Here is a 21,777-nt window from a genome sequence, read left to right as displayed (position 1 = left end):
CACCGTCGTAGCCCGGTAAGTGCAAGACTTTCTAGCGCCGCCGTCCCCAGAGCCACAGGGCGGCGATGGCCAGCGCGAACACCGCACCAAAACCAACCCCGACGCCAACGACCGGAATACCCGCCTTGACCGCCAGCGAATAGAGCCCCAGCATCAGCAGCATGGCGACGTTTTCGCCGAGGTTTTGTACCGCTATCGCGTTGCCCGCGCCGACGGTATGCCTGCCGCGCTCCTGCAGCAGCGCGTTAAGCGGCACGATAAAGAAGCCGCCGAACACGCCGAGCAGCAGCAGCAGGCCAAACGCCGGCAGAAGCGCATGCTGAAGGGTAAAAAAGATCACCGCGATACCAATCAGAATCCCGGCAGGCATGCAGCGGGAGACCGTCTGCAGCGTCACCAGCTTCGCCGCCGCACCCGCGCCCAGCACAATCCCCACCGCGACCATCGCATTAAGGTAGGTGGGCATGGCGTTGCTGGCGATCCCAAGCGCCACGGGTACCCACAGCACCAGCAGGAAGCGCAGCGTTACGCCGGCCCCCCAGAACAGGCTGGTTCCCACCAGCGAAAAGCGGGTCTCCCCGTTGCGCCACAGCGTTTTACAGGCGCTGAAGAAGCTGTGGGTCATCGGCGTAAAGCGCCATGATTGTCCCGGACGGGCCGCGGGCAGTTTCGGGATCCACAGGTTCGCCACCACCGCTGCGCCGTAAACCAGCGCGCAGAGGGCCAGCGCCGCCAGAACGTGCCAGTCCGCAAGGATGCCCCCCGCCATCGAGCCCAGCAGAATCGCCGCGATGGTCGAGGACTCCATCAGGCCATTGGCTTTCACCAGCTTATCGCCGGTGGTCAGCTCGCCCAGGATGCCGTATTTCGCCGGGGAATAGGCGGCCGCGCCGATGCCGACCAGGGTGTAGCCGAGAAACGGGTTCACGCCGAAGCAGATACAGCCGGCGCCAACCAGCTTCATGCCGTTGGCGACCATCATCACCCGTCCCTTGGCGAAGCTGTCGGCAAACTGCCCGACAAACGGCGCAAAGAGAATGTAAGCGCCCACAAACAGCATCTGCATCACCGGCTGGCTCCAGTCAGGGTAGAGCTGCTGCTTCATCAGCGCGAGGGTCGCAAACAGCAGCGCGTTATCGCCAAATGCCGACAAAAACTGGGCGCAGATGACCGCCACCATCCCCTTCGAGTACAGCGAATTGTTAGTGTGTACTGACTCACTCATCAGAATGTTCCGTCTCTTCAACCATACTTTTAAGGGTGACAAAGTCCGGCTTGCCGCTGCCCAGAACCGGGAGCTGCTTCAGCCAGCGAATGTCGCGCGGAACCGCCAGCTCCGGCACGCCGTGTTCACGAGCGTAGCGCAGCAGCTTTTCACGATTCAGTTCATTATCGGTGGTGAAGAGCACTAAGGCCTCGCCTTTGCTGGCATCCTGCCTGATGGCCGTACCGTGCATCCTGTCAGGAGAGACCGCCAGCGCCATCTGCTCGACCATCTCCAGCGACACCATCTCACCGGCAATTTTAGCAAAGCGCTTCGCGCGCCCCTGAATACGAACATATCCCTGCTCGTCGAAGACGACGATATCCCCGGTGTCATACCAGCCGCTCTCCATTTCGCCATGCTGGTTTTCCGCCTCCGGCGCTTCCAGCACGCCCGGATTTTCCACCCGCAGATAGCCGTTCATAATGTTCGGCCCTTTAAGCTGCAGGCGACCGCCCTGTTCAATGCCCGGCATCGCCAGCAGCCGCGCGTCCATTCCCGGCAGTATCCGGCCAACGGTGCCCACCTTCGCCGCCATCGGGACGTTAATCGACACCACCGGCGCGCACTCGGTTACGCCATAACCTTCGAGGATGCGCAGGCCAAACTTGTCCTGCCACAGCTGTTTAGTGCTGTCCTGAAGTTTTTCCGCCCCGGCCACCACGTAGCGCAGACGATAAAAATCGTAGGGATTGGCGAAGCGGGCATAGTTCCCGAGGAAAGTTGAGGTGCCGAACAGCACCGTACAGTTGCGGTCATATACCAGCTCCGGCACCACGCGGTAGTGCAGCGGGCTGGGATAGAGAAACACTTCCGCTCCGGTAAACAGCGGCGTGAACAGGCCAACCGTCAGGCCAAAGGAGTGGAACAGCGGCAGCGCCGACATAAAGCGGTCGTTGGCGGTAAAATCGGCGATGGTTTTAATCTGCTCGACGTTGGCAAGAATGCTCTTGTGGCTATGCACCACGCCTTTGGGGTGGCCTTCCGAACCGGAGGTGAAGAGAATGATTGCCGCATCTTCCGGCTGCTGCCTGACCTGCGCCAGCTTCGGCATCAGCAGATGGCTGAAGATCCACAGCTTATCGGCGCTGGTCACCTCGCCTTTTAAATCCTCCAGAAATACCCAGCGCACCTGGGTCAGCTGCTCCGGCAGGTGCCAGAGCTTGCCCTTATCGAGGAAGGTGCGGGAGGTGAACACGGTTTTGATTTCAGCGGCGGTAATCGCGCTGCTCAGGCCTTTTACCCCGGCGGTATAGTTCATCATCGCCGGAATACGCCCGCGCGCAATCGCGCCAAAAATCACCGCCGCGCTGATCCCGGCGTTCGGCAGCATCAGGCCGATTTTTTCGCCCTGAGCGCTGTATTTTTCCAGAATACGTGCGACAAACAGCGTTTTGGTCAACAGCTTGCGATAGGTATCCGGCTGGAAGTTAATATCTTCCACGCAGTTTTTCCGCGCGCCGAAACGGTCCTGCGCCGCCAGCAGAGATTCATACAGCGTTTCCCGCGGACGTACCGCCATCCGCGCTTCCATCATTATCTGATGCAGCATTTCGCCGGCAATTTTGCGGCGATCGCGGGCCCGCGGCGCTTCCGGCATCGGCAGATGCGTTGGCGGCAGCAGGTGCAGCCGGATACGCGGGAACAGGCGGCGTCTGACCAGCCCTTTCAGGCGGCTGAACGGGGTCAGCTCGGCGCCTTCGATACGCAGCGGAATAATGGTGGCCTGCGACTTCGCGGCAACGAACGCGGCCCCATCATAGATTTTCATGAGCGATCCGCTCACCGAGATGCGTCCCTCCGGGAAGATAACCACCGGCCGCCCCTGCTCAATCAGGCGCACGAGGTGTTTAATCGACATCGGTTTTGTCGGGTCAAGCGGGACAAAGTCGATAATCGGCGACAGCGCGCGCATAAACCAGCGCTGGCTGATGGAAGAGTACACCGCAAAGACCGGGCGAACGGGAAGAAACAGCGCCAGCAGGACCCCGTCAAGGAAAGAGACGTGGTTCGGGGTAATCAGGACTTTTTTGCCTTGCAGAGCCTGCGTGTCACCGGTCAGCCTGACCCGGTACATTCCTTTGAACAGCAGCCTGAAAAATGCCAAAAGCATAACAACTCCATTTGACCGGTTATTAAGTCATTGCAGGTTACACGAGAAGGCGCTTGAAAGCAGTGTGGGGGAGAATTTTCAGGATAAAAAAAACCTGCGCATCTGCGCAGGCCGGTGCAAGATAATCAGTACGAAATGCGTACTTAACAAACTCACCTATCAATACCTCTGGGACCCTGATTGTCAGGTTTTTTAGCCCCGCGACACCAGCGTTAAAACGCAAGGGAATAAGCCTAAGTGCAACCAGTTATTACCATTTTCGCTAACTGTAACAGCGGCGGATAGCAGGCAAAAACGGTGCGAGGATTTTGGCGGTTTTTTTGTGTTCAGGCTGGTTTGGGTGAGGACGTTTTCTTTCTCTGTGTTCGGAGGAAGGTTCCGTTCGGGGTTGGTGCGCGCATCCTGATGATTTCCGCTGCGGGTGAACGGCACGGGGCGTTACGACGGGCAAAAAAAACCTGCGCATCTGCGCAGGCTGGTGTAATTAGAGTGGTCAACGTGAAGTCGACTCCACCTATCAATACCTCTGGGATAACAAGAATATCAATGCAGTGAACGGAGAAACCAGCGAACATTCGCAACAGCTAATCGCAAAGTGTAACCAAAGGTGTGAATTTACCGCTCGCCGTTTCATTCACCGCGCCGGCTGTGTGTAACTTTGTCATCAGCAAGGCAAACCTGCATCACATTTGCGTTAACCCGTTAGCCCTTATCCTTGAATCTGCCGAGCTTTCCCGTAACATAACCTCAATGTAAACGCTTACCCTATAAAAGGTCTGGTATGGCGACAATTAAGGATGTAGCCCGACTCGCTGGAGTGTCCGTCGCTACCGTATCCCGCGTGATCAACAACTCCCCGAAAGCCAGCGAGGCTTCCCGTCAGTCGGTCACCGCGGCGATGGAAACGCTGAATTACCACCCGAACGCGAACGCCCGCGCGCTGGCGCAGCAGTCAACGGAAACCGTAGGCCTGGTGGTGGGCGACGTATCCGACCCCTTTTTCGGCGCCATGGTCAAAGCCGTCGAGCAGGTCGCCTACAATACCGGCAACTTTTTGCTGATTGGCAACGGCTACCACAGCATCCAAAAAGAGCGCCAGGCGATTGAACAGCTTATCCGCCACCGCTGCGCGGCGCTGGTGGTACACGCTAAAATGATCCCCGATGACGAGCTTGCCGGGCTGATGAAGCAAATTCCCGGCATGGTGCTTATCAACCGCATATTGTCCGGCTTTGAGCAGCGCTGCGTGGCCCTGGACGACCGCTACGGCGCGTGGCTGGCGACCCGGCATCTGATCCAGCAGGGCCATACCCGCATCGGCTATCTGTGCTCCAACCATGCGATTTCGGATGCCGAAGATCGTCTGCAGGGCTATTACGACGCGCTCAAAGAGAGCGGTATTGCCATTAACGATCGGCTGGTGACGTTTGCCGAGCCGGATGAAAGCGGCGGCGAACAGGCGATGACCGAACTGCTGGGACGCGGCAGGAATTTCACCGCCGTCGCCTGCTACAACGACTCGATGGCCGCAGGCGCGATGGGGGTGCTGAACGATAACGGCATCGACGTACCGCGCGAGATTTCGCTGATTGGCTTTGATGATGTTTTGATATCCCGCTACGTTCGCCCGCGGCTGACCACGGTGCGCTACCCGATTGTCACCATGGCGACCCAGGCGGCCGAACTGGCGCTAGCGCTGGCGGACAGACTCCCGCCGCCGGAAATCACCCACCTGTTCAGCCCGACGCTGGTTCGCCGTCACTCGGTGATCGCCCCATTAGAGAGCGACAGGTCGTAGCGGTAGAGGTGCACGGCGGTGGCCGGATAATCGAGGCCTTCGCCGATATAGCGCCAGCCGAAGCGCTCATAAAAATCCCGGCAGGCGGAGTAGAGATGCAGCTGCGGATAGCCGCTCCGGCGGGCATAATCAATAACATGCTGCTGCAGTTTCCCCGCCAGCCCCTGCCCGCGCGCCTCTTCGGCAACGTACAGCGCCGCCATCCACGGAAACAGGTCCTGGCGGCTGATCAGATCGCAGCGCCAGAGCCCCACCGTTCCCAGCAGAAGCTCGCCCTCAACGGCAATAAAGGTCAGCGGCAGCGCCCCCGGCGTCTGGCTGTGGGCGACGATGCTGGCAAAAAACGCCCGCGGCAGCGTCTCGCCGCCAAAGGCCTGCCACAGCCACTCCGCGACCTGCGGCGCGTGCTGCGGCGCGGCGTAAAGAGGCAGGATGGTCATACCGGCTTTCCCTGAAAAATCGGCACCGACTCAAACAGGTAGCCGTCGAAGTCCGGCGCGTCTTCGTCCGACAGCTCCAGCAGGCTGTTTTTAACATTTTCCAGGTGCTGCCACATCGCCTGCCAGGCGCCCATCACGTCGCGACGGCGCAGCGCGGCGAGAATCGCCTGCCGTTCACCGAGCCACTTCAGGCGATAGGCGCGGCTGGCGATATGCGCGTTAAACTGCTGCCAGAGCGGGCTGCTGTCCATCTGCAGCCAGATACGCTCAACCGTTGCCAGCAGCATCTGGTTTTGCGTCGCCCCGGCCAGCACCAGGTGAAACATCCGCGCGTTATCCTGGGAGGCGTCGTTGCCGGCAATCGCCCGCTGCTCCTGCTCGATAATGCGCTTAAGGTTGTCGATATCGGCACGCGTCGCCATTTTTGCCGCAAAGGCGGCAATGTTGCTCTCCAGCAGCTGGCGGGCCTGCAGAATCTCAAACGGACCGACGTCGCTGCTCAGCATCTGCTCTTCCTCGCTATCATCCTCGTGGGGGATACGCATCACGTAAACTCCCGAGCCCTGGCGAATATCGACCGTGCCCTGCAGCTCCAGCATCAGCAGGGCTTCGCGGACGATGGTGCGGCTGACGCCGTAGGTTTCAGCAATATTGCGTTCCGGCGGCAGTCGCGACCCGATGGGGTAACGCCCCTGCGCAATCTGGGCGCGTAAATCATCGCCAATTTCCTGGTAGGGTTTCTTTTCCGGCGGAATGATAGCCTTCTCCACAATATCACCTGTGCCTTGTCTGCGAGTGAATCCATATCGGCGCTATCTTAGCAAAATTTACGCCGGGCTAGCGCAACTCATCGTCGATATCCAGCGTCAGCTCGCGGCTTTCGCGCAGCGTGCGAAACCAGCTGGCGGAAGCCTTCGGCCGCCGCGCCCGGTCGTTCTGCAGATCGATTTCAATCAGCCCGTAGCGATTTTTAAAGGCGTTCATCGGCGACACGTTGTCGGTAAACGCCCACAGCATGTAGCCGTGACAGTTGGCTCCCGCCTCCCGTGCGAGCAGCGTTTGCCAGAGATGCTCGCTGATAAAGCGAATGCGGTACTCATCGACAATCGTGCCTTCGCCGTTGCGAAACTGCCCTTCGTTTTCAACGCCCATACCGCTTTCGGCGATAAACCACGGAATATTGCGGTAATCATTTTTAATCCGCATCGCCATATCAAAAACGATACGCGGATAGATTTCCCAGCCGCGGGAGGCGTTCATTCGCCGCCCGGGCAGCTCGAAGGGTTCGTAATACCAGGCCGGATGGAACGGCGTCTGCGGGTGCCAGGCGCGCGACGGCGCCTTGACCCGGTGCGGGTAGTAGAGGTTAATGCCCAGCTCATCCACGGTATTGTCGCGGATAATCGCCAGCTCTTCGGCGCTGTAGTCCCAGGCGACGTCGTGCTGCGCCAGCAGCGCAAATAGCGCTGGCGGGTATTCGCCGTGGACCAGCGGGTCGAGGAAGATGCGGTTATAGAACAGATCGTAAACTTCGGCGGCGCGCACGTCGTGAGCCGCCGCTGAGCGCGGGTAGGTCACTTCCGGGTTCAGAATGCAGCCTACCGTTCCGCGATAGCCCTTGTCGCGAAACAGCCTGACCACCTTCGCCGTCGCCAGCACCTTGTGGTGGTTCCACTGCATCCAGGTCCCGGTATTTTGCTCGTAGGGCCAGCGCAGCGCGTCAAGGTAGACGCGGGTTTGCACGACAATCGGTTCATTGAAGGTAAACCAGCGCGTGACCTTTTGGTGATAGCGGGCGAACACCTTCTCCGCGTAGCGGACGAACAGCTCGACGACCTTTTTTGCCGCCCAGCCGCCATACTGCTCCAGCAGGTAGCCCGGCAACTCGTAGTGTTCAAGGCAGATCATCGGCTCGATGCCGTTAGCCAGCAGCTCGTCGAACAGCTGGTCATAGTAGGCCGCATACTCCTCATCAACCGTGACGTTTTCATAATCGGTCAGAAAGCGCGACCAGTTGATTGAGGTGCGGTAGTGGGTCAGGCCCGCCAGCTTCATCAGCTGGACGTCCTCGCGAAAGCGGTTGATAAAATCGGTGGCCACCGCCGGGCCGTAGCCGTTATGCCAGACGTGGCGGTCGCATTTGTACCAGAGATCGGGCCAGGAGTCCTGCCCCTCTTTCTTGCCGCTCCAGCCCTCGGTCTGCCAGGCGGAGGCCGCCGCGCCAAGGATAAAATCGTCGGGAATCGCAATCCTTTTTGTACTCATCATATCCTCAGGCGTTGTTGGCAATCTGTGAGTTTTCCGCCTGCCGCTGCGCGGTTTCCAGACGGCGGGAGGCAATCTTCACAAACGGCAGGTAAATCAGTACCGCGGCGATGATACAAACCAGCTGGGTCACCACCGCCCCCATCGAACCGGCGGTAGAGAGCCAGGCGTTAATCAGCGGCGGCGTGGTCCAGGGCACCATCACCACCGCTTTTCCGGCAAACCCGGCCACCGTCGCGAAGTAGCCGATGCTGCCGGTCACCAGCGGCGTGATGATAAAGGGGATCGCGAGGATCGGATTGAGCATGATCGGCATACCGAAAATCACCGGTTCGTTAATATTGAACAGCCCCGGGCCAATCGATAGCTTAGCGATCTCTTTCATCTCCTTGCGCTTGCTGGCGATCATTACCGCAATCAGCAAGCCAATGGTCAGCCCCGAGCCGCCGATGCTCATATAGACGTCCCAGAACGGCATGGTGATGATGTTCGGCACCTCTTTTCCCTGCTCAAAGGCGCTCATATTGACGGTAATCGCGCCCAGCAGCAGCGGCTCGCGGATCGGTTTGATCATCTGATTGCCGTGAATACCGATAACCCAGAACAGCTGGGCGACGAACATCAGCAGCAGGATCCCCGGCAGGCTTTGCACCACGCGCTCCAGCGGCTGCTGCACCACCAGGTAGACCGCGTCATACAGATACATGCCGGTTAGCTGATGGAAAATAAAGCCAAAGGTGGCGATGGCGGTGGTGGTAATAATCGCCGGGATCAGCGCCGAAAACGACGCCGCCACGTTCGGCGGCACGGTATCCGGCATCTTTATCTTCAGGCCCTTGCGCGTCTCCAGCCAGCAGTAAATCTCTACCGACAAAATGGCGATAAACATGCCGAGGAACAGGCTGCGGGTATCTGAAAACTGGCGCAGCAGCACGTCTTTGACCACGTGCAGCTGCCCGTCAACCATCATCTCGACGGTGGTTGGGGTGACGCAGATAAAGCAAATCACCGCCAGCAGGCCGGGGAACAGGCTCTTGATACCGTTAATGCGCCCCAGCTCGATGCCGATCAGAAACACCGCGCCGATATTAAGGAAGTTGAGGGTCGCATAGTTGATAGCGCTGGTAATCGGCTTGAGCGCGGCGAGAAACGATAGCGACTGAAAGCTGGCGAGTCCGTTTTTCGGGTCCAGCACCATGTTTGAGATCAGCACCGAAAAGGCGCCAACGATGATCACCGGCATCAGGGTAATAAAGGCGGATTTTATCGCCATGATGTAGCGGTAGCTGTTGAATTTCGTGGCGAAACTCCCCAGTGAGTCGATCAATTTTTCCTGCAATGCCATAAAGGATACCTCAGGTTTAAGGGCTTCTTGCGCGCCAGGTGTACAGCCGAACACCTTTTGGCATACCAAAAAAATAGTGAGAGGTGGTAAAAACTTCTGTGATTAAGATCTCAATGCGCTATTTGGTATTCCAGATTTTTATAAAATTAAATATTGGCATACCACATTGACGACATCGCTTTCACCGCGGCGCAGTTCCTGCAAAAAGCGTGATCCCGATAGTTTTTTGCACGGCGTAGAGGTCATATCCCCCTGAATGTCTGTGATAAACTGCAAAACACCACGTGATATCAGGAATCGATGAATGGCTACAATGCTGGATGTCTCAATTCGCGCAGGCGTCTCTAAAGCGACGGTTTCCCGCGTGTTGAACGGCACAGGTCAGGTAAAAGAGAGTACCCGCCAACAGGTATTCAAAGCGATGGAGGAGCTGGGGTATCGGCCGAACTTTCTCGCCCGTTCGCTGGCCAACCGCACGAGCAACAGCATCGGACTGGTGGTATCCACCTTCGACGGCTTCTACTTTGGCCGTCTGCTGCAGCAGGCTTCGCGCCAGACGGAAGCCTGGGGCAAGCAGCTGATTGTCACCGACGGCCACGATGCGCCGGAGCGCGAAGAAGAAGCGGTGCAGATGCTTGCCGATCGCCAGTGCGACGCCATCATCCTCTATACCCGCCATATGAGCGAAAAGAAGATCATGTCGCTGATCGACTCCGTCGATATGCCGCTGGTGGTGATTAACCGCGACGTCAGCCTTGCGCGCGAGCGCTGCGTGTTCTTCGAGCAAGAGGATGCCGCATTCCAGGCGGTTAATTATCTGATTACTCAGGGCCATCGCGAGATCGCCTGCCTGACCGTCCCCATGCACACGCCAACGGGCAAAGCCCGCCTGCAGGGTTACCGTAAGGCGCTGAAGAAAAATGGTATTGCGTGGGACCCGGAGAAAGTTAAATACGGTGATTCAACGATGACCCGCGGCTACGAGCTGTGCCGGGAGCTGCTGGAGGAAAAAACGCCGTTCAGCGCGCTTTTTTCCTGTAACGATGATATGGCGCTCGGCGCCTCAAAAGCGCTGCATCAGGCCGGGCTGCGGATCCCGCAGGACGTTTCGCTATTTGGTTTTGATGACGCCCCCAGCGCAAAATGGCTGGAGCCGGGCCTGTCGACGGTCTATCTGCCCATCGATAATATGATCACCACCGCCATCGACCAGGCGATCAAGCTTGCCAACCATCAGCCGATCGAAACGATCCCGCCGTTTACCGGCACGCTGGTGCTGCGCGAGTCGGTAACGACGGGTCCCTTTTTAGATCAGACTTGCTCTAAGACCAGCAGTTCCTGAATGGTCTGGCGGCGGCGAATCAGCCGCGCGCTGCCGTTATCGAACAGCACTTCCGGCAGCAGCGGGCGGCTGTTGTAGTTCGAGGACATAGACGCGCCGTAGGCGCCGGTATCGTGCAGCACCAGATAGTCGCCCGGCGCCACGTCAGGCAGCAGGCGCGTTTCCACTTTCCCCCCTTCCTGCTGCGTGAAGACGTCACCGGATTCGCACAGCGGCCCGGCGACCACGGTTTCAATCATCGGCGCCGCGCTGAGGTCGCGACCGTCCGCCGCCAGGGCGCTGATATGGTGGTAGCTGCCGTACATCGACGGACGCATCAAATCGTTAAAGCCGGCGTCAATCAGCACAAAGTGACGGCTGCCCATCTCCTTCACGCTGCGCACCTGGGAGACCAGAACGCCGGATTCCGCCACCAGGAAACGACCCGGTTCGATCTCCAGCTTCACCGGATGCCCCAGATGCTTCGCCACCTGCTCGCGCGCGGCGTTCCACAGGCCGTAATAGTGATCGGTATCGATCGCCTCTTCGTCTTCGTGATAAGGGATCGACAGTCCGCCGCCGGCGGAGATCGCCTGCAGATCCTGACCAAACTCGATCACCTGACGCACCATCGCGCCGCACACCTGCTCCAGGTGAGCATAATCCACCCCTGAGCCAATGTGCATGTGAATACCCACCAGCTGCAGCTGATAGCGGCGCATCACTTCCAGCGCCGCCGGCAGATGGCTATACCAGATACCGTGCTTGCTGTTTTCACCGCCGGTATTGGTTTTCTGGCTGTGGCCGTGACCGAATCCCGGATTGACCCGCAGCCATACGCGATGGCCCGGCGAAACTTCCCCCAGCTGGCTCAGCATATCCACCGACCCGGCGTTCACAGGGATCTGCAGCTCCTTCACCCGCTCCAGCGTTGCGTCGTCGATCAGATCGGCGGTAAAGACAATATCTTCCGGATGCTGCTGCGGATCGTAGCCCGCCGCCAGCGCGCGCTCAATCTCCCCGAGGGAGACGGAATCCACCTTCACGCCCTGCTCGCGCATCAGGCGCAGGATATGAATATTCGAACACGCCTTCTGCGCAAAGCGCACCACGTCAAACTTGCCGAGCTGGGCAATCTGGCGGCGAATAATCTGCGCGTCGTAGACCCATACCGGGCAGCCAAACTCGGCGGGCAGGCGCAGCAGGTTATCTGCGGTCAGGTCGGTATCGGTGGCGTAAAGCGAGCGTGGCATGGTGAACTCCGGCGTTGTCTGCGTTGTGCGTGTTTTTTATGATTACGCCATAGCCTGAAGGGAATAAAAAATATCGTTTTATCGTGAGTCTATGCAAAAATGATATGGACACCTGATGCCACCCGAGAGCCGCCATGCCCGCCGTCAATTTGCGTCATATCGAAATCTTCCACGCGGTGATGACCACCGGTAATCTGACCGAGGCCGCCCGCATGCTGCATACTTCGCAGCCGACGGTCAGCCGGGAGCTGGCGCGCTTTGAAAAGGTGCTGGGACTGAAGCTTTTTGAGCGCGCTCGCGGCCGCCTGCAGCCCACGGTCCAGGGGCTGCGGCTGTTTGAAGAGGTGCAGCGGTCGTGGTACGGGCTGGACAGGATCGTCAGCGCGGCGGAAAGCCTGCGCGAGTTTCGCCAGGGCGAGCTGTCGGTGGTGTGCCTGCCGGTATTTTCCCAGTCCTTTTTACCGCTGCTGCTGCAGCCGTTTCTGGCGCGCTATCCGGAGGTCAGCCTGCAAATCGTCCCCCAGGAGTCGCCTCTGCTGGAGGAGTGGCTCTCCGCCCAGCGCCACGATCTTGGCCTGACCGAAACCCTGCATACGCCCGCCGGAACCGAACGCACGCCGCTGCTGACGCTGAATGAAGTCTGCGTCCTGCCGCAGGGCCATCCGCTCGCCGCGAAGCAGGTTCTGACCCCCGCCGATTTCCACGCTGAAAACTACATCAGCCTGTCGCGGACCGACAGCTATCGCCAGCTGCTTGACGCCCTGTTCCTTGAACATCAGGTCAAGCGGCGGATGGTGGTCGAAACGCACAGCGCCGCGTCGATTTGCGCGATGGTGCGCGCGGGCGTCGGCATCTCGGTGGTTAATCCGCTCACCGCCCTCGATTATGCCGAAAGCGGCGTCGCGGTGCGCCGCTTCAGCATCGATGTGCCGTTTACCGTCAGCATGATCCGCCCGCTGCACCGCCCCGGCTCGGCGCTGGTCGACGCCTTTATTCACCACTTGCAGCACAGCCTGGCGCAGATCCAGCGCCCGCTCGATACGGTGCTTAAGAAAGCATAAACTCCACCGCATCCGCGGCGTGAATGGCCGCGGTATCAAATACCGGCAGCGGGCTGCTTTCTACGGGCACCAGCAGGCCAATCTCGGTGCAGCCGAAGATAACGCCTTCCGCCCCCTGCGCCGCCAGCGCCTCGATAACCTGCAGGTAATAGTCGCGCGAAGCCTCGCTAAAGGTGCCGAGACAGAGTTCATCAAAGATAATCTGGTTGATCCGCTGGCGATCGTCAGCGGACGGAACCAGCGTCTCGATAGCAAACTGCTGCTGCAGGCGGCCGCGATAGAATTCTTGTTCCATGGTATAGCGCGTCCCCAGCAGGGCGACGTTGCGCATGCCCTTTTTCTCAATCGCCCGCCCGGTCGCATCGGCGATGTGCAGAAACGGCACGCCGCAGCGCGCTTCAATGGCATCGGCCACTTTATGCATCGTGTTAGTACAGAGCACGATGCCTTCGGCGCCCGCCTGCTGCAGGCCCAGCGCCGCCTGCGCCAGCATATCGCCGGCACGTTCCCATTCACCGGCGGCCTGACAGGCTTCAATCTCATGGAAATCAACGCTATGTAACAACAGCCTGGCGGAGTGCAGCCCGCCCAAACGCGCTTTGATACCCTCATTGATCAGGCGGTAATAAGGAATGGTGGATTCCCAGCTCATTCCCCCCAACAGGCCAATCGTTTTCATTATTCGCTCCTTTTATGGTTACCCCCCAGTGAAACAAACTTGTGATCAACTTTCCACTTCTCCCGTCGATCGTTTCTTTTTAGAAAATTGTGGGATAAATTAAATGAAACATTGTTTCACTTAACCACAGGACCAGCGGATGTTTATTTTTCATAAAGAGACCACCCTCGACGATCTGGGCAATGGCGTGACCCGGCGTATTCTGGCGCACGATGGCAAAATGATGGCGGTTGAGGTTAACTTTGACGCCGGCGCCATCGGGCCTATGCATAACCACCCTCACGAACAGCTGACCTACGTGCTTTCAGGCGAGTTCGAATTCACTATTGGTGATGAGAAACATGTGGTTAGCGCCGGCGACACGCTCTACAAGCGGCCAAATATTATGCACGGCTGCGTGTGCCTGAAGGCGGGAACCCTGCTGGATACCTTTACGCCCGTGCGTCAGGATTTTCTGCAAAGCTAATCTTCCCTGGGCATGTCCGGCATGCCCCTCCCCCGCCCGAGCAATCCCTCCTCCGCAATATTATTTGTTAAAAAATATGTGCAAACACAATCATTAGTCGGGCAATAAAACATCGCAAACCTGCGCAGCTTCACCTTCCCGGCATCGCTCACCAGCCCTTATAGTCCGGACAAAATGCCCGCCATCTCATTTTTTGAAACATCGTTTCGACTTCGATCACATTTCCGTTATGAATCGAATGACTCTGTAATAAATCGCAATAAAATAAATTTAAAACGGCGTTTTATAAAATTAAAGGCGCCGGGCATAGCAAAGCCGAACCGGTGCACGCTCAGCAGGGAGCTGCGGGTGACAAACCATGACAAAAACAGGGTCCAACAGGGAAGGAAGCGCCAGCACAGACACCAGCAACAGATCAACTTTTCCGGCTGCTTTCTGCGCGGATGACGCACGCAGCTTGAAGTACGCCGGGTATAAACCGAATCCGTTTTACAAACTCGTAAGCCAGGTAGGTATGTATGAATGAAAACAAGCTGCTGGGATTGGCATGGATATCGCCCTATATCATCGGGCTGATAATCTTTACCGCCTTTCCCTTTGTTTCATCTTTCTTCCTCAGTTTCACTGAGTACGATTTGATGAGTCCGCCGGTATTTAACGGCATTGAAAACTATCGCTACATGCTGACCGAAGATTCTCTCTTCTGGAAGTCTATGGGCGTCACCTTCGCCTATGTCTTTTTAACCATTCCGCTGAAGCTGGCCTTTGCGCTGGGCATCGCGTTTGTTCTCAACTTTAAGCTGCGCGGCATCGGTTTTTTCCGTACCGCTTATTACATTCCTTCGATCCTCGGCAGCTCCGTCGCCATCGCCGTGCTGTGGCGCGCGCTGTTCGCTATCGACGGCCTGCTGAACAGTTTTATCGGCGTGCTGGGCTTCGACCCGGTCAACTGGCTCGGCGAGCCGTCGCTGGCGCTGATGTCGGTGACCCTGCTGCGCGTCTGGCAGTTCGGTTCGGCGATGGTGATCTTCCTCGCGGCGCTGCAGAACGTTCCGCAATCGCAATACGAAGCGGCGATGATCGACGGCGCCTCGAAGTGGCAGATGTTTATGAAGGTGACGGTGCCGCTGATTACGCCGGTGATTTTCTTCAACTTCATTATGCAAACCACCCAGGCGTTCCAGGAGTTTACCGGACCGTACGTGATAACCGGCGGCGGCCCAACCTACTCCACCTATCTGTTCTCACTCTATATCTACGACACCGCCTTTAAGTACTTCGATATGGGCTACGGCGCGGCGCTGGCATGGGTGCTGTTCCTGGTCGTCGCGGTATTTGCCGCTATCGCCTTTAAGTCTTCGAAATATTGGGTGTTCTACTCCGCCGATAAGGGAGGCAAAAATGGCTGATATCCAACAAATTTCCGCGGCCCGGGACATCGCCGAGCGCGAGGTTGCCAGAACGCTGCGGCGTGAAAAAATGAACGCCAGCATCCGCTATGTGATCCTGCTGTTCGTTGGCCTGCTGATGCTCTACCCGCTGGTGTGGATGTTCTCGGCGTCGTTCAAACCGAACCACGAGATCTTCACCACCTTGAGTCTGTGGCCCGCTCACGCGACCTGGGACGGGTTTATCAACGGCTGGAAGACCGGGACTGAATACAACTTCGGCCACTACATGCTGAATACCTTCAAGTACGTCATCCCGAAAGTGATCCTGACCATTATCTCCTCCACCATCGTGGCGTACGGCTTTGCCCGCTTCGAGATCCCGTGGAAGAAATTTTGGTTCGCCACCCTCATCACCACCATGCTGCTGCCGAGCACCGTGCTGCTTATCCCGCAGTACCTGATGTTCCGCGAAATGGGCATGCTGAACAGCTATCTGCCGCTGTACCTGCCGCTGGCCTTCGCCACCCAGGGATTCTTCGTCTTCATGCTGATTCAGTTCCTGCGCGGCGTGCCGCGCGATATGGAAGAGGCGGCGCAAATTGACGGCTGCAACTCCTTCCAGGTGCTGTGGTACGTGGTGGTGCCGATTTTAAAACCGGCGATTATCTCGGTCGCGCTGTTCCAGTTTATGTGGTCAATGAACGACTTTATTGGTCCGCTGATTTACGTCTATAGCGTCGATAAGTATCCGATCGCGCTGGCGCTGAAAATGTCCATCGACGTCACGGAAGGCGCTCCGTGGAACGAAATTCTGGCAATGGCGAGCATCTCCATTCTGCCATCCATCATCGTATTCTTCCTGGCTCAACGCTACTTCGTACAGGGCGTCACCAGCAGCGGAATTAAAGGTTAAGAGGGAAATATCATGGCTGAAGTTATTTTCAAAAAACTGGAAAAGGTCTACTCCAACGGCTTCAAAGCGGTACATGCTATCGACCTGAAAATCGCTGACGGGGAGTTTATGGTGATCGTCGGGCCATCCGGCTGCGCCAAATCCACCACCTTGCGCATGCTGGCAGGCCTCGAAACCATCAGCGGCGGCGAAGTGCGTATCGGGGAGAAAATCGTTAACAACCTCGCGCCAAAAGCGCGCGGGATTGCGATGGTGTTCCAGAACTACGCGCTCTATCCGCATATGACGGTGCGTGAAAACCTCGCTTTTGGCCTCAAGCTGAGCAAGCTGCCAAAGGATCAGATTGAAAGCCAGGTTAACGAAGCGGCAAAAATCCTCGAGCTGGAAGAGCTGCTCGACCGTCTGCCGCGCCAGCTTTCCGGCGGCCAGGCCCAGCGCGTGGCGGTTGGCCGGGCGATTGTTAAAAAGCCGGACGTGTTCCTGTTCGATGAGCCGCTCTCTAACCTCGACGCCAAGCTGCGCGCCTCAATGCGTATTCGTATCTCCGATCTGCACAAGCAGCTGAAGAAGTCCGGCAAACCGGCGACCACCGTCTACGTCACCCACGATCAGACCGAAGCCATGACCATGGGCGACCGCATCTGCGTGATGAAGCTGGGCCACATCATGCAGGTTGATACCCCGGACAATCTGTACCACAAGCCAAAAAATATGTTTGTCGCGGGCTTTATCGGCGCGCCGGAGATGAACATCCGTCCCTGCAAGCTGGTTGAGCGCGACGGCCGCCTGCATATGCACATCGGTGACGAACTGCTGCCCCTCAACGACGCGCTGCAGAGCAAAGCCGAAGGCTACAAGGACCAGACGCTGTTCTACGGCGTGCGCCCGGAGTTTGTCTCCATTGCGGACCAGCCGTTCGCCGAAGGCTGCGGCTCCGGCGAGATGGTTCGCGTGGAAAATATGGGCCACGAGTTCTTCGTCTATATGAAGGTCGCCGATTATGAGCTGACCGCCCGCGTCCCTTCCGACGAAGCCAGGCCGATGATCGAAAAAGGTCTGCATCGTAAGGTCTATTACCGGTTCGATCTCAACAAATGCCACCTCTTTGATGCGGCGACCGAACAGAACATCTCTCTGTAATCACTGGAGTATTAAAATGAAAAAAGTGCTCTTAAGCGCCGCAATCTCCGCCACTCTGGGCCTGACCGCGCTACCTTCTCTGGCACAGGATGTCGACCTGCGCATGTCCTGGTGGGGCGGCAACGGCCGCCATCAGGTGACCCTGAAAGCGCTGGAAGAATTCCATAAGCAGAATCCGGATATTAACGTCAAAGCGGAATACACCGGCTGGGACGGCCACCTCTCGCGCCTGACCACGCAAATCGCCGGCGGCACCGAGCCTGACGTGATGCAGACCAACTGGAACTGGCTGCCTATTTTCTCGAAAAACGGCGACGGCTTTTACGACCTGAATAAGATGAAGGACGTCATCGATCTCAGCCAGTTTGACGCGAAGGAACTGCAGTCCACCACCGTGAACGGCAAGCTCAACGGCATTCCCATTTCCGTGACCGCCCGCGTGTTCTACTTTAACGACGAAACCTGGAAAAAAGCCGGCGTCGCCTACCCCAAAACCTGGGACGAGCTGATGGCGGCGGGAAAAGCCTTTGAAAGCAAGCTAGGCAAGCAGTACTACCCGGTGGTGCTGGAGCACCAGGACACCCTGGCGCTGCTGAACTCCTATATGATTCAGAAGTACAACCAGCCGGCTATCGACGATAAAACCAAAAAATTCTCTTACAGCAAAGAGCAGTGGGTAGAGTTTTTCCAGATGTATAAAAAGCTTATCGACAGCCACGTTATGCCGGATACCAAATACTACGCCTCCTTCGGCAAAAGCAATATGTACGAGATGAAGCCGTGGATTCAGGGCGAGTGGGCGGGAACCTACATGTGGAACTCCACCATCAATAAATACTCCGACAACCTGAAGCCGCCGGCGAAGCTGGAGCTGGGTGAATACCCAATGCTGCCAGGAGCCACCGACGCCGGTTTGTTCTTTAAACCCGCGCAGATGCTCTCGATCGGTAAATCAACGAAAAACCCGGAAGCGGCGGCAAAGGTCATTAACTTCCTGCTGAACAGCAAAGCCGGGGTTGATACCTTAGGACTCGAGCGCGGCGTGCCGCTGAGTAAAGTGGCGGTGCAGTACCTGACCGAAGACGGCACGATCAAGGCCGACGATCCGGCAGTTTCCGGGCTGAAGCTGGCGCAGTCCCTGCCGGCGAAACTCTCCGTGTCGCCCTACTTCGACGACCCGCAGATCGTAGCCCAGTTCGGCACCTCCCTGCAGTACATCGATTACGGGCAGAAATCCGTAGAAGAGACGGCGGCGGACTTCCAGCGTCAGTCAGACCGCATTCTCAAGCGCGCCATGCGCTAATTACGCGTCCCCCGAACCTCCCCCGCGGCTCAGGCTGCGGGGGATTTTTTCGCACGGCGCCCGTCACGAAAGGCAAAATCATCCCGCCGGGCTTTGCGACCGGGCGACCTGCTTTACCCTCAGAAGAGATATTTGAAGCGCACGCGCGCGCCGTAGCGTTCGTCCGGACCCGTGCTTTTCTCCGCCGACGAATCCAGCCACGAAGCGTAGGCGCCGAGGTAAATATTAAAATTCGTCATATCCATGATATTCGGCAGCAGCCATGAGGCATGCAGCGTGTGGATGTCATAACGCCCCGGGGCGAGCACGGCACAATCGTTGTCGCATTCTGCGCTGACCCCCGCCAGATTAAACTGGTCGATTTTGTTATGCGCATAGATGTAGCCCAGCTCCACGCGATGCCATAACGCGTTGATACCGGCGCTGAAGTCCTGCTCATCCGTGGCATCAAGATAGGCGGTACTCAGATTCACCACAGCGCCATCCCGGGCATCGGTTTTCAGCGTGTTCCAGCTCATGGTCATGCCGTAGCCGGTACGGCTCGACTGATCGACCCAGCGGCCGCGCGGGTCCTGATAGCCGTAGGCGTTATTGACGAGGTTGCTCTCCAGCGCCGCCGCCGCCGACCACGCGCCGGACTGCCACGCCACCACCGGGCGCACGTAGACGACGTTTTTCTGGTTATCCAGCGCGTTGCCGTGATAGTTGCGATCGACAAAAAGCGTGCTGCCGTCTTCCACCAGCGTATTCACTTCAAAGTACCAGCTATCGAGGGTTTTACTCAGCAGGAAGTTGCCGCCGCTGCTGCTGCGACCGCGCCCCTCTTTCATCATGTAAATATAGCCGTAGCCGTCGCTGTAAAGATCGTTCGCCGTATTGCCGGAATATTCAATAAAGGTATCCTGATTAAGCGGGAACATATCATAGGCTTCGAAGCGGCCAATTTTAATTTTCCAGTCATCCTGCTGACCAAAGAAAAAGGCCGCATCGTCCAGATTCATCTTGCCATTAATATCCGCCAGCGGCTGCACGCTGAAGCCCGCATACTTGCCATCAGCCCCTTTCCGCTGGCCATCAAAGCCGAGAAGAATACGCCCGTTAATATCCCAGCGCTCTTTTTTCCCCGGCGCCCAGCTTTTATTCGCGCTGGTTCTCACCGAGGTCAGGCTACCGCTGCGGCTGGCGCCGTCCATATTAAACTCAACGTCGCCATAAAATTTTAATTCGCCATAATCATTGAGCTGCAGCGTAGGTTTAGCCGCCGCGGCGCTGACCGCCGCGGCTGGCTTCTCCTGACGTTTTAGCGCACGAATCTCCGCCTCGGCGCTGGTCGCCCGCTGTTCGGTCTCCTGCAGCCGCTGCTCCATTTGCGCCAGCCGTTCCTCAAGAGATAACGACGGCCCGGCATAGGTCAGAGGGGTAAATAAAGACGTCAGCATGCAGCCGACCCAGATTTTATTCATCGGTAAACCCTTTTATTATTTAATAAAACAAAGTTTTTTAGTTATGGGTAAAGCACGACGATGATGACAATAATAACCCGCCCATCGTCGAAGACGGGTTATTAACGACAGAATAAACAGTAATTATATTATTCGAGCTGCCAGGCGCCGGCCTCAGATAAGCTGGCCGATCCGCTCCAGGCAAATAATGTTAATTCACGACGCGCGCCATCCGGATAAATACGGCTGCTGAGGCAGGCTTCACCATCATTAACGAAGACCTCCACGGAAGAGCTGTCGAAGAATACCCGTAGCCTGAGCGGCGCCCCGGCGGTTAACGGAACGCTGCGCACGCCGCACAGGCCATGCTGCGGATAATGGCGTTCCAGTACCAGGCGCTGCATCTGCGCATCAACGTAGACCCGCAGGCCGTCGCCGAAGCTGAGGCCATACTGCTCAGCGCTGCAGCTGGCGCTATCCCAGTGCAGGATGACCTCCATCGCCTCACAGTTTTCCACCAGCATGGTCTGCTGGTTTTTCAAGGTGCTCACCGGCCACGGGAACCATGCCCCGCGCAGGCTTTCGACCTCCTTAGCCGGGCGCATCTGCAGCCGGTTGTCCGCGCTCAGGCTCAGCTCGCGCGGCAGCGAGAGCATCCCCGCCCAGCCGTCCTGCTGTTCCGGCAGCGGCGATTCCCACATATCCAGCCAGCCGATAACGATCCGGCGACCATCCGGAGTCAGGAAGCTCTGCGGCGCATAAAAATCATGCCCGCTGTCCATCTCAACAAACTCGCCTTCGCGCACAAAGGCGCCGCCGGGCTGCCAGTCGCCGAGCATATAGCCGCTTTGGAACAGGTTCCGATTCTGATAGCCCTGCGCCGCCATGCCCTGCGGAGAAAACATCAGCACGCGCCTGTCGTTGAGGGCAAAAAAGTCCGGGCACTCCCACATATAGCCCATCTCTTTTTCCGCCTCATCAAGCACGCCCGCATCCTGCCACTGGCGCAGATCGGCCGAACGGTACAGGCGCACCTGGCCGACATCGCCGAGGCGCGCGCCGACAATCATGTACCAGCTATCGCCCTCGCGCCACACCTTAGGATCGCGGAAATGGTGCAGCCCCGGCGGGGTATCGAGGACGATCCCCTGCCGCTCAAAGTGGATGCCGTCGCGGCTGGTCGCCAGGCACTGCACCTGATAAAGGTTGGCCTCGTCGCTCGGATCGCCGTGGAATTTATGCCCGGTATAAATCAGCGCCAGCGTATCGCCGTCGACCACCGCGGAGCCAGAGAAACAGCCGTCTTTATCCTCCGGGCCTTCCGGCGCCAGCGCCACCGGCAGATGCTCCCAATGCACCAAATCTTTACTGCGCGCATGGCCCCAGTGCATCGGCCCCCACTGCGTTGAGTAGGGATGATGCTGGTAAAAGGCGTGGTACCAGCCGTCAAACCACACCAGGCCGTTAGGATCGTTGATCCAGCCCGCGCGGGCGGCAAGATGGTAGCGCGGGTACCAGCGCAGGTTCAGCGCGTCGCTTTTAGCCTGCAGTTCCTGTTCGGCGTTGCTAATTGAGTACGTCAT

Annotated in this window: 18 protein-coding genes; 8 read left to right on the top strand and 10 right to left on the bottom strand. The window is 57.8% G+C overall.

Going from position 1 to position 21,777, the window contains the following annotated elements:
* Positions 1-31: 31 nt before the first annotated feature.
* Both lplT and aas read right to left on the bottom strand, forming a co-directional pair.
* Complete coding sequence (gene lplT, locus QFI97_RS06180; RefSeq protein WP_346430735.1) at positions 32-1,225, bottom strand: lysophospholipid transporter LplT; 1,194 nt, start codon at positions 1,223-1,225, stop codon at positions 32-34.
* Positions 1,218-3,377 (bottom strand): bifunctional acyl-ACP--phospholipid O-acyltransferase/long-chain-fatty-acid--ACP ligase, encoded by a 2,160-nt coding sequence (gene aas, locus QFI97_RS06175; RefSeq protein WP_095098897.1) that lies wholly within the window; start codon positions 3,375-3,377, stop codon positions 1,218-1,220. The genes lplT and aas overlap by 8 nt, the downstream gene beginning before the upstream one ends.
* Positions 3,378-4,158: 781 nt before the next feature.
* On the opposite strand from aas, the gene galR reads away from it, so the two are divergent.
* On the top strand, positions 4,159-5,175 hold the full coding sequence (gene galR, locus QFI97_RS06170) for an HTH-type transcriptional regulator GalR (protein WP_346430734.1): 1,017 nt from the start codon (positions 4,159-4,161) through the stop codon (positions 5,173-5,175).
* Here galR and QFI97_RS06165 read toward each other — a convergent pair.
* From QFI97_RS06165 to QFI97_RS06150, 4 genes are all read right to left on the bottom strand, one after another.
* On the bottom strand, positions 5,136-5,615 hold the full coding sequence (locus tag QFI97_RS06165) for a GNAT family N-acetyltransferase (RefSeq protein WP_095098907.1): 480 nt from the start codon (positions 5,613-5,615) through the stop codon (positions 5,136-5,138). The two genes, galR and QFI97_RS06165, sit on opposite strands and share 40 nt — an antisense overlap.
* Positions 5,612-6,385 carry a GntR family transcriptional regulator gene (locus QFI97_RS06160; protein WP_041147044.1) on the bottom strand — a complete coding sequence of 258 codons (774 nt, stop codon included), beginning with the start codon at positions 6,383-6,385 and terminating at the stop codon, positions 5,612-5,614. Before QFI97_RS06160 ends, QFI97_RS06165 begins: the two co-directional genes overlap by 4 nt.
* 67 nt (positions 6,386-6,452) lie before the next feature.
* Positions 6,453-7,880 (bottom strand): glycoside hydrolase family 1 protein, encoded by a 1,428-nt coding sequence (locus QFI97_RS06155; protein ID WP_346430733.1) that lies wholly within the window; start codon positions 7,878-7,880, stop codon positions 6,453-6,455.
* A gap of 7 nt (positions 7,881-7,887) precedes the next feature.
* Positions 7,888-9,225, bottom strand: a complete 1,338-nt coding sequence (locus QFI97_RS06150) for a PTS sugar transporter subunit IIC (protein ID WP_095098910.1) — start codon at positions 9,223-9,225, stop codon at positions 7,888-7,890.
* A gap of 313 nt (positions 9,226-9,538) precedes the next feature.
* Here QFI97_RS06150 and QFI97_RS06145 point away from each other — a divergent pair, with 313 nt between their 5' ends.
* Positions 9,539-10,567, top strand: a complete 1,029-nt coding sequence (locus tag QFI97_RS06145; protein ID WP_189339854.1) for a LacI family DNA-binding transcriptional regulator — start codon at positions 9,539-9,541, stop codon at positions 10,565-10,567.
* Here QFI97_RS06145 and lysA read toward each other — a convergent pair.
* Entirely contained in the window at positions 10,537-11,799 is a 1,263-nt protein-coding gene (lysA, locus tag QFI97_RS06140; RefSeq protein WP_346430732.1) for a diaminopimelate decarboxylase, read from the bottom strand. The genes QFI97_RS06145 and lysA overlap by 31 nt on opposite strands.
* Before the next feature lie 134 nt (positions 11,800-11,933).
* Between lysA and QFI97_RS06135 the strand changes: the two genes are divergently transcribed.
* Complete coding sequence (locus tag QFI97_RS06135; protein ID WP_095098919.1) at positions 11,934-12,860, top strand: LysR family transcriptional regulator; 927 nt, start codon at positions 11,934-11,936, stop codon at positions 12,858-12,860.
* Here QFI97_RS06135 and QFI97_RS06130 read toward each other — a convergent pair.
* On the bottom strand, positions 12,847-13,539 hold the full coding sequence (locus tag QFI97_RS06130) for an aspartate/glutamate racemase (protein WP_346430731.1): 693 nt from the start codon (positions 13,537-13,539) through the stop codon (positions 12,847-12,849). The genes QFI97_RS06135 and QFI97_RS06130 overlap by 14 nt on opposite strands.
* 139 nt (positions 13,540-13,678) lie before the next feature.
* On the opposite strand from QFI97_RS06130, the gene QFI97_RS06125 reads away from it, so the two are divergent.
* The 5 genes from QFI97_RS06125 to QFI97_RS06105 all read left to right on the top strand — a co-directional run bounded on the left by QFI97_RS06125 (position 13,679) and on the right by QFI97_RS06105 (position 18,752).
* Positions 13,679-14,005, top strand: a complete 327-nt coding sequence (locus QFI97_RS06125) for a cupin domain-containing protein (protein WP_095098925.1) — start codon at positions 13,679-13,681, stop codon at positions 14,003-14,005.
* A gap of 518 nt (positions 14,006-14,523) precedes the next feature.
* Positions 14,524-15,414 carry a carbohydrate ABC transporter permease gene (locus QFI97_RS06120; RefSeq protein WP_041147051.1) on the top strand — a complete coding sequence of 297 codons (891 nt, stop codon included), beginning with the start codon at positions 14,524-14,526 and terminating at the stop codon, positions 15,412-15,414.
* The gene (locus tag QFI97_RS06115; RefSeq protein ID WP_045857405.1) at positions 15,407-16,309 is read left to right on the top strand and encodes a carbohydrate ABC transporter permease; all 903 of its coding nucleotides are present in this window, start codon (positions 15,407-15,409) and stop codon (positions 16,307-16,309) included. Before QFI97_RS06120 ends, QFI97_RS06115 begins: the two co-directional genes overlap by 8 nt.
* Before the next feature lie 12 nt (positions 16,310-16,321).
* Entirely contained in the window at positions 16,322-17,449 is a 1,128-nt protein-coding gene (locus tag QFI97_RS06110; RefSeq protein ID WP_346430730.1) for an ABC transporter ATP-binding protein, read from the top strand.
* Between the two features lie 16 nt (positions 17,450-17,465).
* Positions 17,466-18,752: an ABC transporter substrate-binding protein gene (locus QFI97_RS06105; protein ID WP_041147054.1), complete on the top strand. Its 1,287-nt coding sequence runs from the start codon at positions 17,466-17,468 to the stop codon at positions 18,750-18,752.
* Between the two features lie 119 nt (positions 18,753-18,871).
* Here QFI97_RS06105 and QFI97_RS06100 read toward each other — a convergent pair whose 3' ends face one another.
* A complete protein-coding gene (locus QFI97_RS06100; RefSeq protein WP_095098932.1) occupies positions 18,872-20,215 on the bottom strand; it encodes a carbohydrate porin in 1,344 nt (447 codons plus the stop codon).
* 128 nt (positions 20,216-20,343) lie between these two features.
* The gene (locus tag QFI97_RS06095) at positions 20,344-21,777 is read right to left on the bottom strand and encodes a glycoside hydrolase family 32 protein (protein ID WP_346430729.1); all 1,434 of its coding nucleotides are present in this window, start codon (positions 21,775-21,777) and stop codon (positions 20,344-20,346) included.

It is taken from the genome of Klebsiella scottii (assembly GCF_036561945.1).
GTDB lineage: Bacteria > Pseudomonadota > Gammaproteobacteria > Enterobacterales > Enterobacteriaceae > Klebsiella > Klebsiella scottii.
The sequence above is the reverse complement of the archived record's forward strand: the minus strand, read 5'-3'. Positions and strand labels throughout refer to the sequence as shown.

Coding starts and splice junctions, on each gene's coding strand:
- QFI97_RS06130 (WP_346430731.1), bottom strand. CDS start 13,539: ATGAAAACGATTGGCCTGTTGGGGGGAATGAGCTGGGAATCCACCATT.
- aas (WP_095098897.1), bottom strand. CDS start 3,377: ATGCTTTTGGCATTTTTCAGGCTGCTGTTCAAAGGAATGTACCGGGTC.
- QFI97_RS06120 (WP_041147051.1), top strand. CDS start 14,524: ATGAATGAAAACAAGCTGCTGGGATTGGCATGGATATCGCCCTATATC.
- QFI97_RS06150 (WP_095098910.1), bottom strand. CDS start 9,225: ATGGCATTGCAGGAAAAATTGATCGACTCACTGGGGAGTTTCGCCACG.
- QFI97_RS06165 (WP_095098907.1), bottom strand. CDS start 5,615: ATGACCATCCTGCCTCTTTACGCCGCGCCGCAGCACGCGCCGCAGGTC.
- lysA (WP_346430732.1), bottom strand. CDS start 11,799: ATGCCACGCTCGCTTTACGCCACCGATACCGACCTGACCGCAGATAAC.
- QFI97_RS06110 (WP_346430730.1), top strand. CDS start 16,322: ATGGCTGAAGTTATTTTCAAAAAACTGGAAAAGGTCTACTCCAACGGC.
- QFI97_RS06115 (WP_045857405.1), top strand. CDS start 15,407: ATGGCTGATATCCAACAAATTTCCGCGGCCCGGGACATCGCCGAGCGC.
- galR (WP_346430734.1), top strand. CDS start 4,159: ATGGCGACAATTAAGGATGTAGCCCGACTCGCTGGAGTGTCCGTCGCT.
- QFI97_RS06135 (WP_095098919.1), top strand. CDS start 11,934: ATGCCCGCCGTCAATTTGCGTCATATCGAAATCTTCCACGCGGTGATG.
- QFI97_RS06095 (WP_346430729.1), bottom strand. CDS start 21,777: ATGACGTACTCAATTAGCAACGCCGAACAGGAACTGCAGGCTAAAAGC.
- QFI97_RS06100 (WP_095098932.1), bottom strand. CDS start 20,215: ATGAATAAAATCTGGGTCGGCTGCATGCTGACGTCTTTATTTACCCCT.
- QFI97_RS06145 (WP_189339854.1), top strand. CDS start 9,539: ATGCTGGATGTCTCAATTCGCGCAGGCGTCTCTAAAGCGACGGTTTCC.
- QFI97_RS06125 (WP_095098925.1), top strand. CDS start 13,679: ATGTTTATTTTTCATAAAGAGACCACCCTCGACGATCTGGGCAATGGC.
- QFI97_RS06155 (WP_346430733.1), bottom strand. CDS start 7,880: ATGAGTACAAAAAGGATTGCGATTCCCGACGATTTTATCCTTGGCGCG.
- QFI97_RS06105 (WP_041147054.1), top strand. CDS start 17,466: ATGAAAAAAGTGCTCTTAAGCGCCGCAATCTCCGCCACTCTGGGCCTG.
- lplT (WP_346430735.1), bottom strand. CDS start 1,225: ATGAGTGAGTCAGTACACACTAACAATTCGCTGTACTCGAAGGGGATG.